The 12,930-nt window shown below is 73.3% G+C and carries 12 protein-coding genes and 1 tRNA gene; 10 read left to right on the top strand and 3 right to left on the bottom strand.

The annotated features are described in order from the left end of the window. Positions 1-70 precede the first annotated feature (70 nt). Positions 71-2,899, top strand: a complete 2,829-nt coding sequence (locus ACSLIC_RS16110; protein ID WP_436738392.1) for a penicillin acylase family protein — start codon at positions 71-73, stop codon at positions 2,897-2,899. 73 nt (positions 2,900-2,972) lie between these two features. Here the strand turns inward: ACSLIC_RS16110 and ACSLIC_RS16115 are convergent, their stop codons facing one another. After that, the gene (locus tag ACSLIC_RS16115) at positions 2,973-3,581 is read right to left on the bottom strand and encodes a 5-formyltetrahydrofolate cyclo-ligase (protein WP_436738393.1); all 609 of its coding nucleotides are present in this window, start codon (positions 3,579-3,581) and stop codon (positions 2,973-2,975) included. 87 nt (positions 3,582-3,668) lie between these two features. Here ACSLIC_RS16115 and galU point away from each other — a divergent pair, with 87 nt between their 5' ends. From galU to ACSLIC_RS16155, 8 genes are all read left to right on the top strand, one after another. Continuing rightward, positions 3,669-4,571: a UTP--glucose-1-phosphate uridylyltransferase GalU gene (gene galU, locus ACSLIC_RS16120; RefSeq protein ID WP_436738394.1), complete on the top strand. Its 903-nt coding sequence runs from the start codon at positions 3,669-3,671 to the stop codon at positions 4,569-4,571. Positions 4,572-4,575: 4 nt separating this feature from the next. Beyond that, the gene (gene glp / locus ACSLIC_RS16125; protein WP_436738395.1) at positions 4,576-5,982 is read left to right on the top strand and encodes a molybdotransferase-like divisome protein Glp; all 1,407 of its coding nucleotides are present in this window, start codon (positions 4,576-4,578) and stop codon (positions 5,980-5,982) included. Positions 5,983-6,064: 82 nt separating this feature from the next. After that, a complete protein-coding gene (moaC, locus tag ACSLIC_RS16130) occupies positions 6,065-6,595 on the top strand; it encodes a cyclic pyranopterin monophosphate synthase MoaC (protein ID WP_436738396.1) in 531 nt (176 codons plus the stop codon). Next, positions 6,592-7,104 (top strand): MogA/MoaB family molybdenum cofactor biosynthesis protein, encoded by a 513-nt coding sequence (locus ACSLIC_RS16135; protein WP_436738397.1) that lies wholly within the window; start codon positions 6,592-6,594, stop codon positions 7,102-7,104. The genes moaC and ACSLIC_RS16135 overlap by 4 nt, the downstream gene beginning before the upstream one ends. A gap of 59 nt (positions 7,105-7,163) precedes the next feature. After that, the gene (locus ACSLIC_RS16140) at positions 7,164-7,724 is read left to right on the top strand and encodes a GNAT family N-acetyltransferase (protein WP_436740388.1); all 561 of its coding nucleotides are present in this window, start codon (positions 7,164-7,166) and stop codon (positions 7,722-7,724) included. A gap of 222 nt (positions 7,725-7,946) precedes the next feature. Next, positions 7,947-9,086 carry a divisome protein SepX/GlpR gene (gene sepX / locus ACSLIC_RS16145; RefSeq protein ID WP_436738398.1) on the top strand — a complete coding sequence of 380 codons (1,140 nt, stop codon included), beginning with the start codon at positions 7,947-7,949 and terminating at the stop codon, positions 9,084-9,086. A 73-nt stretch (positions 9,087-9,159) separates the two neighbouring features. Continuing rightward, positions 9,160-9,233 (top strand) — tRNA-Ala (locus ACSLIC_RS16150). A gap of 415 nt (positions 9,234-9,648) precedes the next feature. Beyond that, positions 9,649-10,452, top strand: a complete 804-nt coding sequence (locus tag ACSLIC_RS16155) for an alpha/beta fold hydrolase (RefSeq protein WP_436738399.1) — start codon at positions 9,649-9,651, stop codon at positions 10,450-10,452. Between the two features lie 210 nt (positions 10,453-10,662). Here the strand turns inward: ACSLIC_RS16155 and ACSLIC_RS16160 are convergent, their stop codons facing one another. After that, positions 10,663-11,196, bottom strand: a complete 534-nt coding sequence (locus tag ACSLIC_RS16160; RefSeq protein WP_436738400.1) for a GNAT family N-acetyltransferase — start codon at positions 11,194-11,196, stop codon at positions 10,663-10,665. A gap of 98 nt (positions 11,197-11,294) precedes the next feature. Here ACSLIC_RS16160 and ACSLIC_RS16165 point away from each other — a divergent pair, with 98 nt between their 5' ends. After that, the gene (locus ACSLIC_RS16165; RefSeq protein ID WP_436738401.1) at positions 11,295-12,089 is read left to right on the top strand and encodes an exodeoxyribonuclease III; all 795 of its coding nucleotides are present in this window, start codon (positions 11,295-11,297) and stop codon (positions 12,087-12,089) included. 36 nt (positions 12,090-12,125) lie between these two features. Here ACSLIC_RS16165 and ACSLIC_RS16170 read toward each other — a convergent pair whose 3' ends face one another. Beyond that, positions 12,126-12,800 (bottom strand): MerR family transcriptional regulator, encoded by a 675-nt coding sequence (locus ACSLIC_RS16170; protein ID WP_436738402.1) that lies wholly within the window; start codon positions 12,798-12,800, stop codon positions 12,126-12,128. Between the last annotated feature and the right edge of the window lie 130 nt (positions 12,801-12,930).

A 12,930-nucleotide genomic window follows, 5' to 3' on the forward strand; every position in this document is an offset into this window, starting at 1 on the left:
CCTATGGTTGCTCCAGCACTCCTCAGGCCCACGCGGACCGTACGCCGCTCGAAGGACAGCAAGGACAGCGATGCCCTCCACCACCACCGCCTCATCCGGCAATGCGCCCGGCAGGAGAAAGGGTCGCCGAGCCCGCAGATTCGTCCTCGTCCTGGTCCTCGCACTAGTCGCGGGTGTCGGATACGGCGCGTACTGGGGCGTCAGCACGGTCCGGTCGGCCTTCCCGGAAACCAAGGGAAGCCTCGAACTCGACGGCCTCAGCGCCCCGGTCGAGGTCCGTCGGGACGGCAACGGCATCCCCCATCTCTACGCCGACAGCGACGAGGACCTCTTCCGCGCCCAGGGCTACGTCCAGGCGCAGGACCGCTTCTGGGAGATGGACGTCCGCCGGCACACCACCGCGGGCCGCCTCTCCGAGATGTTCGGCGAGAGCCAGGTCGACACCGACGCCTTCCTGCGCACCCTCGGCTGGCACCGGGTGGCCAAGCAGGAGTACGAGACCAAGCTGTCCAAGAGCACCAAGGCGTACCTGGACGCCTACTCCGACGGCGTCAACGCCTACCTCTCCACGAAGAGCCCCGAGGAGCGCTCCGTCGAGTACGCGGCGCTCGGCCTCACCAACGACTACGAGCCCGAGCCCTGGACGCCCGTCGACTCGGTCGCCTGGCTCAAGGCCATGGCCTGGGACCTGCGCGGCAACATGCAGGACGAGATCGACCGCTCCCTGCTGACCAGCCGCCTGGGCCCGGCCGAGATCGCCGACCTGTACCCGGACTACCCGGTCGACCGGAACCAGCCCATCGTCGACAAGGGCGCCGTCGACCCGGCCACCGGCGAGTACGACCCGTCCGCGACCCCGACCCAGAACGCCGGGGACGCCCCGGCCGGCGAGAACGCCGACGGAACGGGCACCGGAACCACGACCCCCGGCAGCGACGGCACCGGCACCGGCACCGAGGGCGGGCTGGACGCCGGAACCGGCACCGACCCCGGCACGCAGAGCCAGCTCTCCGGCCTCTCGGGCCTGTCGGACGTCCTGGACACCATCCCCGCCCTGCTCGGCCCCAACGGCAACGGCATCGGCTCCAACTCCTGGGTCGTCGCGGGCGAGCACACCACCACCGGCAAGCCGCTGCTCGCCAACGACCCGCACCTCTCCCCGCAACTGCCGTCCCTCTGGTACCAGATGGGCCTGCACTGCCGCAGCGTCTCCGAGAAGTGCCAGTACGACGTCTCCGGTTACACCTTTTCCGGCATGCCCGGCGTGGTCATCGGCCACAACGACCAGATCTCCTGGGGCATGACCAACCTCGGCGCGGACGTCACCGACCTGTACCTGGAGAAGGTCGGCTCGGGCGGTTACCAGTACGGCGGCAAGACCGTCCCGTTCGAGACCCGGCGCGAGACGATCAAGGTGGCCGGCGCCAAGAGCCGCACCATCACGGTCCGCGAGACCGACAACGGGCCCCTCCTCTCCGACCGCAACGGCGAACTCGGCACGGTCGGCAAGAAGGCGCCCGTCCAGGCCGCCGCCCCCGACCGCGGCGACGGCTACGGCGTCTCGCTCCGCTGGACGGCACTGACCCCCGGCCGCTCCATGGACGCCGTCTTCCAGCTCAACAAGGCCACGGACTTCAAGGAGTTCCGCTCCGCCGCCGCCCTCTTCGAGGTCCCCTCGCAGAACCTGATCTACGCCGACACCGAGGGCAACATCGGCTACCAGGCGCCCGGCCGCGTCCCGGTCCGCGCCCAGGGCCACGACGGCACCCTCCCGGCGCCCGGCTGGGACCCCGCGTACAACTGGAAGGGCTACGTCCCCCAGGACGCGCTGCCCTACGAGTACAACCCGGACCGCGGCTACATCGTCACCGCCAACCAGGCCGTCGTGGACGCCGAGAAGTACCCGTACCTCCTCACCGAGGACTGGGGCTACGGGGCGCGCAGCCAGCGGATCAACGACCTCCTGAAGTCGAAGACCGAGGACGGCGGCAAGATCTCCATGGGCGACATGCGCACCATGCAGCTCGACGACTCCAGCTCCATCGCCAAGCTGCTCACGCCCTACCTGCTGAAGATCGACGTCAAGGACAGCCACGTCCGCGAGGCGCAGAAGCTGCTGGAGGGCTGGGACTACACGCAGACCGCCGAGTCCGCGCCCGCCGCCTACTTCAACGCCGTCTGGCGCAACATCCTCAAGCTGGGCTTCGGGGACAAGCTGCCCAAGGAGGTCCGCGTCAAGGGCCAGTGCCTCAACGTCGAGCCGGCCAGCCAGACCGGTCCCGCCGACGAGACCCGCAAGGTCCGCGAGTGCGGCCAGCGCTCCGCCGACTCCGCGCAGCCCGACGGCGGCGACCGCTGGTTCGAGGTGGTCCGCCAGCAGCTGGCGAACGAGGACGGCGAGTGGTGGCACTCCCCGGCCACCCGCACCGACGACGCGACCAAGACCCGTGACCAGCTCTTCGAGCGGGCCATGGAGGACGCCCGCTGGGAGCTGACCGCCAAGCTCGGCAAGGACATGGACTCCTGGAGCTGGGGCCGGCTCCACCAGCTGACCCTGAAGAACCAGACCCTCGGCACCAGCGGCCCCGACCTGGTCCAGAAGATCCTCAACCGCGGCCCCTGGGACCTCGGCGGCGGCGAGGCCACCGTCAACGCCACCGGGTGGAACGCGGCCGCCGGCTACGAGGTGGTCTGGGTGCCCTCCATGCGGATGGTCGTCAACCTCGGCGACCTCGACAAGTCCGAGTGGATCAACCTCACCGGCGCCTCCGGGCACGTCTACAGCCCCCACTACACCGACCAGACGGAGAAGTGGGTCAAGGGCGAACTGCTGCCCTGGGCGTTCACCGACAAGGCGGTCAAGAAGGCCACCCAGGACACCCTGGTCCTCAAGCCCTGACCCGGCACCGCGCAGACCGCACGGGCCCCCGCGACCGGCACAGGTCGCGGGGGCCCCGCGCGTGCGCGGCCCGTCAGCCCCCGCCCACCCGGTGCGCGCCGGACGGCGTGAGCACCACGTGCACCGGGCGGTCGTGCGGCTCCGCCGGCACCTCCTCCAGCAACTCGTGGTCGTGGAGCAGGACCAGCAGCACCGGATCGGCCCCCGCCGCCGCCAGCCGCGCTAGCACCCGGTCGTAACTGCCGCCGCCCCGGCCCAGCCGCCGCCCCGCCCGATCCGCCGCCAGGCCCGGCAGCAGCACCGCGTCCACCCCGGTCACCGCCTCCCGGCCGAGCCGGGGCCCCGAGGGCTCACGCAGCGTCAGCCGGCCCACCCGGCCGACCTCGGCCAGCGAGGCGGGCCCCTCGTACTCCGCCCAGTCCAGGTCGTCGTCGGGGAGCAGCACGGGCAGCAGCACCCGGGTGCCGCGCCGCCGCAACTCCTCCAGCAGCGCCTCCGTGCCGGGCTCGCCGCCGACCGACACGTAGGCCGCCACCTGCCGGGCCCCGGCCAGCTCGGGCAGCAGAAGGGCGCGCCGGGCCAGAACCGCGGCCGCCTCCCGTGCGTCATCTCCAGTCAACCGGGATCTCACCGCCAGGAGCTCCCGGCGCAACCCGCGTTTGACAGCATCGATTCCGCTCATACGTCCTGAACCTCGCCAATCGGCATATATTCGCGCCATTTTGTCGGATCAACAGATTTCCGGCACCCAGCGGTTATGGTGTGCGGCATGAATCAGTCGAACGCCAGGATCAGCAAAGCGGTGGTGCCCGCCGCCGGCCTCGGGACACGCTTCCTCCCCGCCACCAAGGCCACGCCGAAGGAAATGCTTCCTGTCGTCGACAAGCCGGCCATCCAGTACGTCGTCGAGGAAGCCGTCGCCGCCGGGCTCTCCGACGTCCTCATGGTCACCGGACGCAACAAGCGCCCCCTGGAGGACCACTTCGACCGCAACTACGAGCTGGAGCAGGCCCTCAGCCGCAAGGGTGACGAGGCCCGCCTCGCCCGCGTCCAGGAGTCCAGCGACCTCGCCACCATGCACTACGTCCGCCAGGGCGACCCGCGCGGCCTCGGCCACGCCGTCCTGTGCGCCGCACCCCACGTGGGCAACGAGCCCTTCGCCGTCCTCCTCGGCGACGACCTGATCGACCCCCGCGACCCGCTGCTCGCCCGCATGGTCGACGTCCAGGAGCGCGAGGGCGGCAGCGTCATCGCCCTGATGGAGGTCGCGCCCGAGCAGATCCACCTCTACGGTTCGGCCGCCGTCGAGACCACCGGCGAGGACGACGTCGTCCGCGTCACCGGCCTGGTCGAGAAGCCCGACCCCGCCGACGCCCCCAGCAACTACGCCGTCATCGGCCGGTACGTCCTGGACCCCGCCATCTTCGGCATACTGCGGGAGACCGGGCCGGGGCGCGGCGGCGAGATCCAGCTCACCGACGCGCTCCAGAAGCTCACCGAGGACGAGGAGGCGGGCGGCCCCGTGCACGGCGTCGTCTTCAAGGGCCGCCGCTACGACACCGGCGACCGGGGCGACTACCTGCGCGCCATCGTCAGACTGGCGTGCGAACGTGAAGACCTGGGACCCGACTTCCGGGCCTGGCTCCGCAGTTACGTGACCGAGGAGATGTAGCACCTTGAGCAGCACGACTGAGCAGGCCACCGGCGCGCGCACCTGGTCGGTGGCCGAGCACCTCGACGACATCCTCACCGCGGTCCAGCCGCTGGAGCCCATCGAGCTGAACCTGCTCGACGCCCAGGGCTGCGTCCTGGCCGAGCAGGTGACCGTGCCCGTCGCGCTGCCCCCCTTCGACAACAGCTCCATGGACGGCTACGCGGTCCGCGCCGCCGACACCGAGCGGGCCTCGGCAGCCTCCCCGACCGTCCTCACCGTCATCGGGGACGTCGCGGCCGGCTCCAGCGGCACCGAGCTGACCGTCGGCCCCGGCCGGGCCGCCCGCATCATGACGGGCGCGCCGCTGCCCCCCGGCGCCGACGCCGTCGTCCCCGTCGAATGGACCGACGGCGGCGCCGGCGCCGGGCCCGCCCGCGCCATGGCCCCGCACAGCGCCTCGCCGCAGGGGGCCGGCGGCCAGGTCCGCGTCCACCGCCCGGTCACCGGGCACGCCCACGTGCGGGCCCGCGGCGGCGACGTCTGCGCCGGGGACGTCGCCCTGGAGGCCGGGACGGTCCTCGGCCCGCCCCAGATCGCCCTGCTCGCCGCCATCGGCCGGCCCGCCGCCCGGGTCCGCCCCCGCCCGCGCGTCGTCGTCCTGTCCACCGGCAGCGAACTGGCCCAGCCCGGCGAGGAACTGGCCGCCGGCCAGATCTACGACTCCAACAGCTTCACGCTGGCCGCCGCCGCCAAGGACGCGGGCGCCATCGTCTACCGCGTCGGCGCCGTCACCGACGACGCCGAGACGCTCCGCGCCACCATCGAGGACCAGCTCATCCGCGCCGACCTCCTCGTCACCACCGGCGGCGTCAGCGTCGGCGCGTACGACGTCGTCAAGGAGGCGCTCACCGCCGTCAGCGAGGAGGAGCCGTTCGAGACGGCGGAGGAGGGAGCGGAGGGCGAGGACGGCGAGGCGGCCGCGCACCGCGCGCACGTCGAGTTCCGCACCCTCGCCATGCAGCCGGGCAAGCCCCAGGGCTTCGGCACCATCGGCCCCGACCGCACCCCGATCCTCACCCTCCCGGGCAACCCGGTCTCCTCGTACGTCAGCTTCGAACTCTTCGTCCGGCCGGCCATCCGCGCCATGATGGGGCTGGCCGACCTCCACCGGCCCACCGTCCGCGCCGTCCTCGCCCCGCCGACGGCAGCCGGGGACGAGGCGCCCGAGCCGCTCACCTCACCCGAGGGGAAGCGGCAGTTCCTGCGCGGGACGTACACCGGCGGCGAGCGGCCCGAGGTACGGCCCGTCGGCGGCTCGGGCTCCCACCTCATCGGCGCCCTCGCCCACGCCGACGCGCTCATCGTCCTGCCCGAGACGGTCACCGAGGCCGTCTGGGGCAGCGAGGTCGAGGTCATCCTGCTCGGCTGACCGGCCCCCGGTGCGGGTACGGTGGTCGCCCACACAGGCCGACATGGACGCGGTGGGCCGCGGGCCGGGAGTCGCACAGCACATGACAGCGTTTACGCCGGGGGACCCCTCCGGCCCCCCTGAGCAAGGACACCTCACCCACCTCGACGAGGCCGGCGCGGCCCGCATGGTCGACGTCTCCGCGAAGGACGTCACCGCCCGCACCGCCCGCGCCTTTGGCAGGGTCCTCGTGGCACCCCGCGTGGTGGAACTCCTGCGCGGCGAGGGCGTCCCCAAGGGCGACGCCCTCGCCACCGCCCGCATCGCGGGCATCATGGGCGCCAAGCGCACCCCCGACCTGATCCCGCTCTGCCACCCGCTCGCCGTCTCCGGCGCCACGGTCGACCTCGCCGTCACCGACGAGGCGGTGGAGATCCTCGCCACCGTGAAGACCACCGGCCGCACCGGCGTCGAGATGGAGGCGCTCACCGCCGTCACCGTCGCCGCGCTCACCGTCGTCGACATGGTCAAGGCCGTCGACAAGGGCGCCGTCATCACCGACGTCCGCGTCGAGGAGAAGACCGGCGGCAAGTCCGGCACCTGGCGGCGCGCGAGCGACGGGCCCGCCGCGTGAGCGCCGCCGACCGCGCCCTCGTCGTCACCGCTTCCAACCGGGCCGCCGCGGGCGTCTACGAGGACCGCGGCGGCCCCCTCGTCGCCGAGGCACTCACCGGCCTCGGCTTCGCCGTCGACGGCCCCCGCGTCGTCCCCGACGGCGACCCGGTGGCCGACGCCCTGCGCACCGCCGTCGCCGAGGGCTACGCCGTGGTCGTCACCACCGGCGGTACGGGCCTGAGCCCCACCGACCGCACCCCCGAGGCGACCCGCCCGCTGCTCGACCGCGAGATCCCCGGCATCGCCGAGGCCATCCGCGCCGAGGGCCTTCCCGAGGTGCCCACCGCCGCCCTCTCCCGGGGCCTGGCCGGACTCGCCGGACGCACCCTGATCGTCAACCTGCCCGGCTCCACCGGCGGGGTCCGCGACGGACTCGCCGTCCTCGGCCGCCTCCTGCCGCACGCCGTCGACCAGATCCGGGGCGGCGACCACCTCGCCGGCCCGCCCGCTCCCGGGAGGGCCCGCTGAACCCGCGGTACTGGCCGGTGGAACTCCGCGAGGGAGACGTCCTGCTCCGGCCGATCCGGATGCGCGACCAGCGGGCCTGGCGCGAGGCCAACCGCCGCAACCGCGACTGGCTGCGCCCCTGGGAAGCCACCATCCCGCCGCCCACGCCCTTCGGCCCCGTCATCCACCGCCCCACCTACCGCCAGATGGTCCGGCACCTCCACAAGGAGGCCGGGGCGGGCCGCATGATGCCCTTCGTCATCGAGTACCAGGGCCGCCTCGCCGGCCAGCTCACCGTCGCCGGCATCACCTGGGGCTCGATGTGCTCGGCCCACGTCGGCTACTGGGTGGACCGGGAGGTGGCCGGCCGGGGTGTGATGCCCACCGCCGTCGCCGCCGCCGTCGACCACTGCTTCCGCGGGCTCGGACTGCACCGCGTCGAGGTGTGCATCCGCCCCGAGAACGGCCCGAGCCGCCGCGTCGTGGAGAAACTCGGATTCCGTGAGGAAGGGCTGCGCCCGCGCTATCTGCATATCGACGGAGCCTGGCGCGACCACCTGGTATTCGCACTCACCGCCGAGGAAGTGCCCGACGGTGTCCTGCGCCGCTGGCGCCGCGTCCGGCCGCACCCCACCACCTGACCCGGAAAGCCGCTCGCGCCCGCCGAAACCGCACACCACGGCCATGATCCCAAGAATACGAATAGGCGTTCGAATTCTTTAGGGATCGATCACCCGGCAGTCGCGGAGTGCGATCGTTCGGTCACATCTGTAGGAAAAACTTCTGGAGATATCAGCCAGATCGTGCGACACACCGGCCCAATTGGCGGATGGCCCCAACGAAACCCCTCTACCGTGTGAGTCGTGAGCAGCAGCGGCCTCATTTACGCAGTCATCGTGGGGGCCTGGGCCGCCTACTTGGTGCCCATGTGGCTCCGTCGGCAGGACGAGCTGAACGAAGCCCGTCCGACGGAACGCTTCAGCACCGCCATCCGGCTCCTGTCCGGACGTGCGGGAATGGAGCGGCGGTACGCCAAGGGTGCCGTCCAGGCCCGCACCGCCGACACCGGCGAGCCCTCCGGCGAGGGTGGACCGGCCGACGGCGCGACCCGCGCCCCGGACACCGCGACCGGCTCGGTCGACGTCCGGTCCTTCGCCATGCCCCCGGTGCGTGAGGAGCCCGCACCGCCGCGCCGCACCGCGCCCCGGCCGCCCGAGCAGGCCCCGCAGCAGGAGCGGCCCGAACCGCAGCACGCCTCCGCCCGCACCGCCGACGCCCCCGGCGCCACCGCGCGAGCCCGGCGCTCCAAGGTCCTCGCGCGCCGCCGCCGCACCACGATGCTGCTCTTCCTCGTCTTCACCCTCGGCGCGGTCGCCGCCGCCGTCGGCGGCCTCGCCCTCCTCTGGGCCCCCGCGGTCCCCGCGATCCTCCTCAGCGTCTACATCGCGTACCTGCGCCGACAGGAACGCCGCCGCTTCGTCTACGCGATGGACCGCCGCCAGGCCGAGGCCGCCGCCCAGCACCTGCGCGAACGGGGCCGCCGCCCCCAGCGCCCCGCCGCCGAGCCCGCCGGCGAGGCCGAGGAGCCCGTCAGGGCTCCCGACCCGGAGCGCACCGCGCTCGCCGCCGACCGCAGGGCGCTGGTCGAGCAGACCGACCACGCCGAATGGGTCGACCAGCAGCGGGCCCGCCGCCGCCCGGCCGGCGGTGACAGCTGGGACCCCGTCCCCGTCCCGCTCCCCACCTACGTCACGGCCCCGGTCGCCCCCCGCGCCACCCCGCCGGTCGACCTCGGCGCCCCCGACGCCTGGAGCTCCGCCCGCTCCGGCGCCGCCCCGGACACCCCCGCCGGCGAGGCCCCGGCCGGTGAGGCTCCCGAGGGGCCGGCCGAAGCCGCTCCGGCCCGCCGCGCCGCCTCCGCCCGCCGCTCCCGCGAACGAGGCCGCACCCCCCTGTTCGACCAGTACGACGAGGGCGACCGCCCCCGCGCGGCCAACGAGTGACCCCCGCCCCCGGCCACCCGGGATCGGATTACCGACCACCCCGATCGGGGTGCTAAAGTTTCACCCGTTGCAAGGGCCTGTGGCGCAGTCTGGTAGCGCACCTCGTTCGCATCGAGGGGGTCAGGGGTTCGAATCCCCTCAGGTCCACGCAAAGGAGAAGCCCCTCCCAGGGTTACCTGGGAGGGGCTTCTCGCTGTCCGGACTCCCCCTGCTGTGTCGGGGCCGGCGCCCGGTGCGGCACAGCAGGCCCGGTAGGGCGCCGTCGGCGTACACGACCAGTCCTGCGGTGGTTCCCGCCCGGTCCTCCTCGGCTGGGCTGGGGGAGCGCCCGACGGTGCGTAGCGCGCCCGCCCCCGTTTCCGCCGGCCCCCGCACGAGCGGTCAAGGGGCATCCGCTTCTTCCGTCAACGGCGTCCCCGGCTCCCAGGGCGAGCCGGCGGGACGGGCGAGCGGGGCGGGGCGCTGCCGTGGCGAGCCCCGGTGGCCGGACGGACCCTCGGCCTGCGTCACGCCGGGGTGTTCGGGCGCCGCCGGACGGGTGCCGCCCATCTACCCTTCCCTCATGGGGACTTACGAGGTCGACGGCGTGAAGCTGGCGTACGAGGTGTGGGGGCCGGAGGGCGGGGTGCCGGTGGTGCTGGTGCACGGGCACCCCTTCGACCGGAGCCTGTGGCGGGAGCAGGGGCGGCGGCTGGCCGAGGCGGGGTGCCGGGTGGTGCTGCCGGACCTGCGCGGGTACGGGGAGAGCCAGGTGGTGCCGGGGGTCACGCCCTTCCCGGTCTTCGCCGGTGACGTGGTCGCCCTCCTCGACCATCTGGGGATCGCGGACGCCGTGGTCGGCGGGGTCTCCATGGGCGGGCAGATCGCCATGGAGATCCGTCGGCTGCACCCGGAGCGGGTACGCGCCCTGGTGCTGGCCGACACCTCGTACCCGGCCGAGACCGAGGAGGGCAGGGCGGGCCGCCTCGCGCTGGCCGAACGGCTGCTCGCGGAGGGGATGGACGGGTACGCCGACGAGGTCATCGGCAGGATGGTCGCGCCGTACAACCTTGTGGCGAAGCCGGACGCGACCGCGCACGTGCTCCGCATGATGCGCTCCACCGACCCGGAGGGCGCCGCCGCGGCGCTGCGCGGCCGGGCGGAGCGCGAGGACTACGAGGCGACACTGGCGGCCGTGACCGTGCCCGTGCTGATCGTGGTCGGCGCCGACGACTCCTTCACCACGGTCGCGGACGCCGAAGTGATCCGCCGCCTGGTCCCGCACGCCACCCTCACGGTGATCGACGGCGCCGGACACCTGCCGCACCTGGAGCAGCCGGAGGAGGCCGGGCGGGCGCTGGTGGAGTTCGTCACGCGGCTGGGCTGACGGGCGGCGCCAGGTTTCCGGGCCCTCGACGGGCTCGTCGATCCGGCGGGAAGCCGGCGACGGGGTGTCGTCCGGGTCGCGGAGGGCGGGGTCCGGTTCAGCTCCGGCCGGCAGGCGTCGAAGGCGGTTTGGTTCTCCGTCTCGTTCAGGCGGGGCCGACCTGGGGTGGCACCTGGCGGTCGGCCGGTGTGGCGCCGGGCGCGGCCGTGGTCAGGCGGGGGCCTCGGTCGGCTGTGGCGTGTCGGCCGGACGGGCGGGGTGCAGCGGTTTGGCGTAGCAGCGGCTCAGCGCGTCGAAGCGGTACAGGCCGAACTTGGCGCACGGGGTGTAGCCGCTGGAGGCGTAGAGGTTCATCGCCTCCGGCTGCTTCGTGCCGGTCTCCAGGACCATGCGGGTGCGCCCGGCGGTCCGCGCGTCCTCCTCCAGGGCCGCGAGGATGCTCCGCGCCAGGCCGTGCCCCCGGGCCTCGCGGACGACGAACATGCGCTTCAGCTCGGCGTCGCCGTCGGAGTACGCCTCCTCGTTGGCGTCCTGGGAGCGCCAGCCGCCGGAGGCCACCGGGCGGTCCCGCTCGTCGTAGGCGAGCAGGTACAGCCCGCGCGGCGGGGCGAACATGCCCGGGTCGAGCCAGGTGGCGTCGCCGTCGTCGCCGTACCGCTCGGCGTATTCGAGCTGGACCTCGTCATTGAGCTTGACGGCGTCGGGGTGGTCGAAGGCGACCGGACGCAAGGTGTGCATGGTCATGCGGATCAGCGTACTTCTATGCGGGTAGAGGTAGAGGTAGAGGTAGAGGTGGAGGTGCGAGAGCCGGGAATGTCCGACCCGCTGGGTAGGGTTCCGGGATGCTCACCGTCACCACTGCGAATGTAAACGGCCTGAGGGCCGCGGCCAAGAAGGGCTACGTCGAGTGGCTCGCCGCCACCGACGCCGACGTCGTCTGCCTCCAGGAGGTCCGTGCCGAGGAGTCCCAGCTCCCCGACGCCGTACGGGCCCCGGCGGGCTGGCACGCCGTCTTCGCCCCCGCCGCCGCCAAGGGCAGGGCCGGAGTGGCCTTGCTCACGCGGCGCGCGCCGGAGCGGGTGCGGGTCGGCTTCGGCAGCGCCGAGTTCGACACGAGCGGGCGGTATGTCGAGGCGGACCTGCCCGGCGTGACCGTGGCCAGCCTCTACCTGCCCTCCGGCGAGGTCGGCACCGAGCGGCAGGAGGAGAAGGAGCGGTTCATGGCCGAGTTCCTGGAGTACCTGAAGGGGCTGCGGGCGCGGGCGGCGGCGGACGGCCGCGAGGTCGTGGTGTGCGGCGACTGGAACATCGCCCACCAGGAGGCCGACCTGAAGAACTGGAAGGCCAACCGGAAGTCCTCCGGCTTCCTCCCCGAGGAGCGGGCCTGGCTCGACCGGGTCTACGCGGAGGCCGGATACGCGGACGTGATGCGCGCCCTCCACCCGGACCAGTCGGGGCCGTACTCGTGGTGGTCGTACCGGGGGCGCGCCTTCGACAACGACTCGGGCTGGCGCATCGACCTGCACGTGGCCACCCCCGGCCTCGCGGCCCGCGCCGTCAAGGGCCTGGTCGAGCGGGCGGCGACCCACGAGGGGCGGTGGTCGGACCACGCGCCGGTGACGGTCGTCTACGGGTGAGGGCGGCGGGCGTCCGCCGACGTGCGGGCGCCCTCGCTACGCCCCCGCGTCCCGCGTCGCCGACCCGTGCGGAGCCGCCAGGTGGCGGTCCATCGCCAGGGAGAGTTCCGCCTCGACCACGCTCTTGGCCAGGGGGCGCAGGCGGTCCAGGTCGGCGCCGGGGGCGTGGGTGGCCATGGTGTCCAGGAAGAGGGAGGCGAGGGCCTCGGCGTGGACGCGGACGCGGGAGCCCGCCTCCAGGACGGCGGCCAGGGGGACGCCCTCGCGGATCAGGGCGACCGAGACGTCCAGCAGGCGGCGGCTGATGTGGACGATCTCGTCGCCGTCGGTGGCGAGGTAGCCGAGTTTCAGGGCTTCGGCGAAGTTCTCCGGGGTGACCTCGCCCGCGAAGGCGTCGGCCAGTTCCTCGGGGGAGAGGCGGACCGGGATCTCCTCGGTCGGCGTGACGCCGAGCAGGGAGCCGACGTCCTGGCCCTCCTCGAAGGCGGTCACCAGCTCGGTGATGCCGCCGAGGGTGTGGCCGCGCTCCAGCAGTGCCGTGATGGTGCGCAGCCGGGCCAGATGGTGGTGGTCGTACCAGGCGATGCGGCCCTCGCGGCGGGGTGGCGGGAGGAGCCTGCGCTCCCGGTAGAAGCGCAGGGTGCGCACGGTGATGCCGGCCGCCGCGGCCAGCTCGGCGGTCCGGTACTCGCGCTCTCCTTGGTCGTCCACGCCGGGAACCCTATGCCGTACCGCCGGTAACTTTCCTCTGCCGTACCCCTACCCATCGGTATGCCGCTGCCCTACCCTCCCAACCATGCCAGTGATTGCTGGCGCGATGGCAGAAGGTGCGGGAGGCGAA

Origin of the sequence: Streptomyces sp. BBFR102 (assembly GCF_051397025.1) — a bacterium.
Classification (GTDB): Bacteria; Actinomycetota; Actinomycetes; order Streptomycetales; family Streptomycetaceae; genus Streptomyces.

Bases quoted from the DNA above. Each gene is read 5' to 3' on its own strand.
- ACSLIC_RS16155 (WP_436738399.1), top strand. From the start codon at position 9,649: ATGGGGACTTACGAGGTCGACGGCGTGAAGCTGGCGTACGAGGTGTGG.
- ACSLIC_RS16140 (WP_436740388.1), top strand. From the start codon at position 7,164: ATGCGCGACCAGCGGGCCTGGCGCGAGGCCAACCGCCGCAACCGCGAC.
- galU (WP_436738394.1), top strand. From the start codon at position 3,669: ATGAATCAGTCGAACGCCAGGATCAGCAAAGCGGTGGTGCCCGCCGCC.
- ACSLIC_RS16110 (WP_436738392.1), top strand. From the start codon at position 71: ATGCCCTCCACCACCACCGCCTCATCCGGCAATGCGCCCGGCAGGAGA.
- ACSLIC_RS16115 (WP_436738393.1), bottom strand. From the start codon at position 3,581: ATGAGCGGAATCGATGCTGTCAAACGCGGGTTGCGCCGGGAGCTCCTG.
- moaC (WP_436738396.1), top strand. From the start codon at position 6,065: ATGACAGCGTTTACGCCGGGGGACCCCTCCGGCCCCCCTGAGCAAGGA.
- ACSLIC_RS16160 (WP_436738400.1), bottom strand. From the start codon at position 11,196: ATGACCATGCACACCTTGCGTCCGGTCGCCTTCGACCACCCCGACGCC.
- ACSLIC_RS16165 (WP_436738401.1), top strand. From the start codon at position 11,295: ATGCTCACCGTCACCACTGCGAATGTAAACGGCCTGAGGGCCGCGGCC.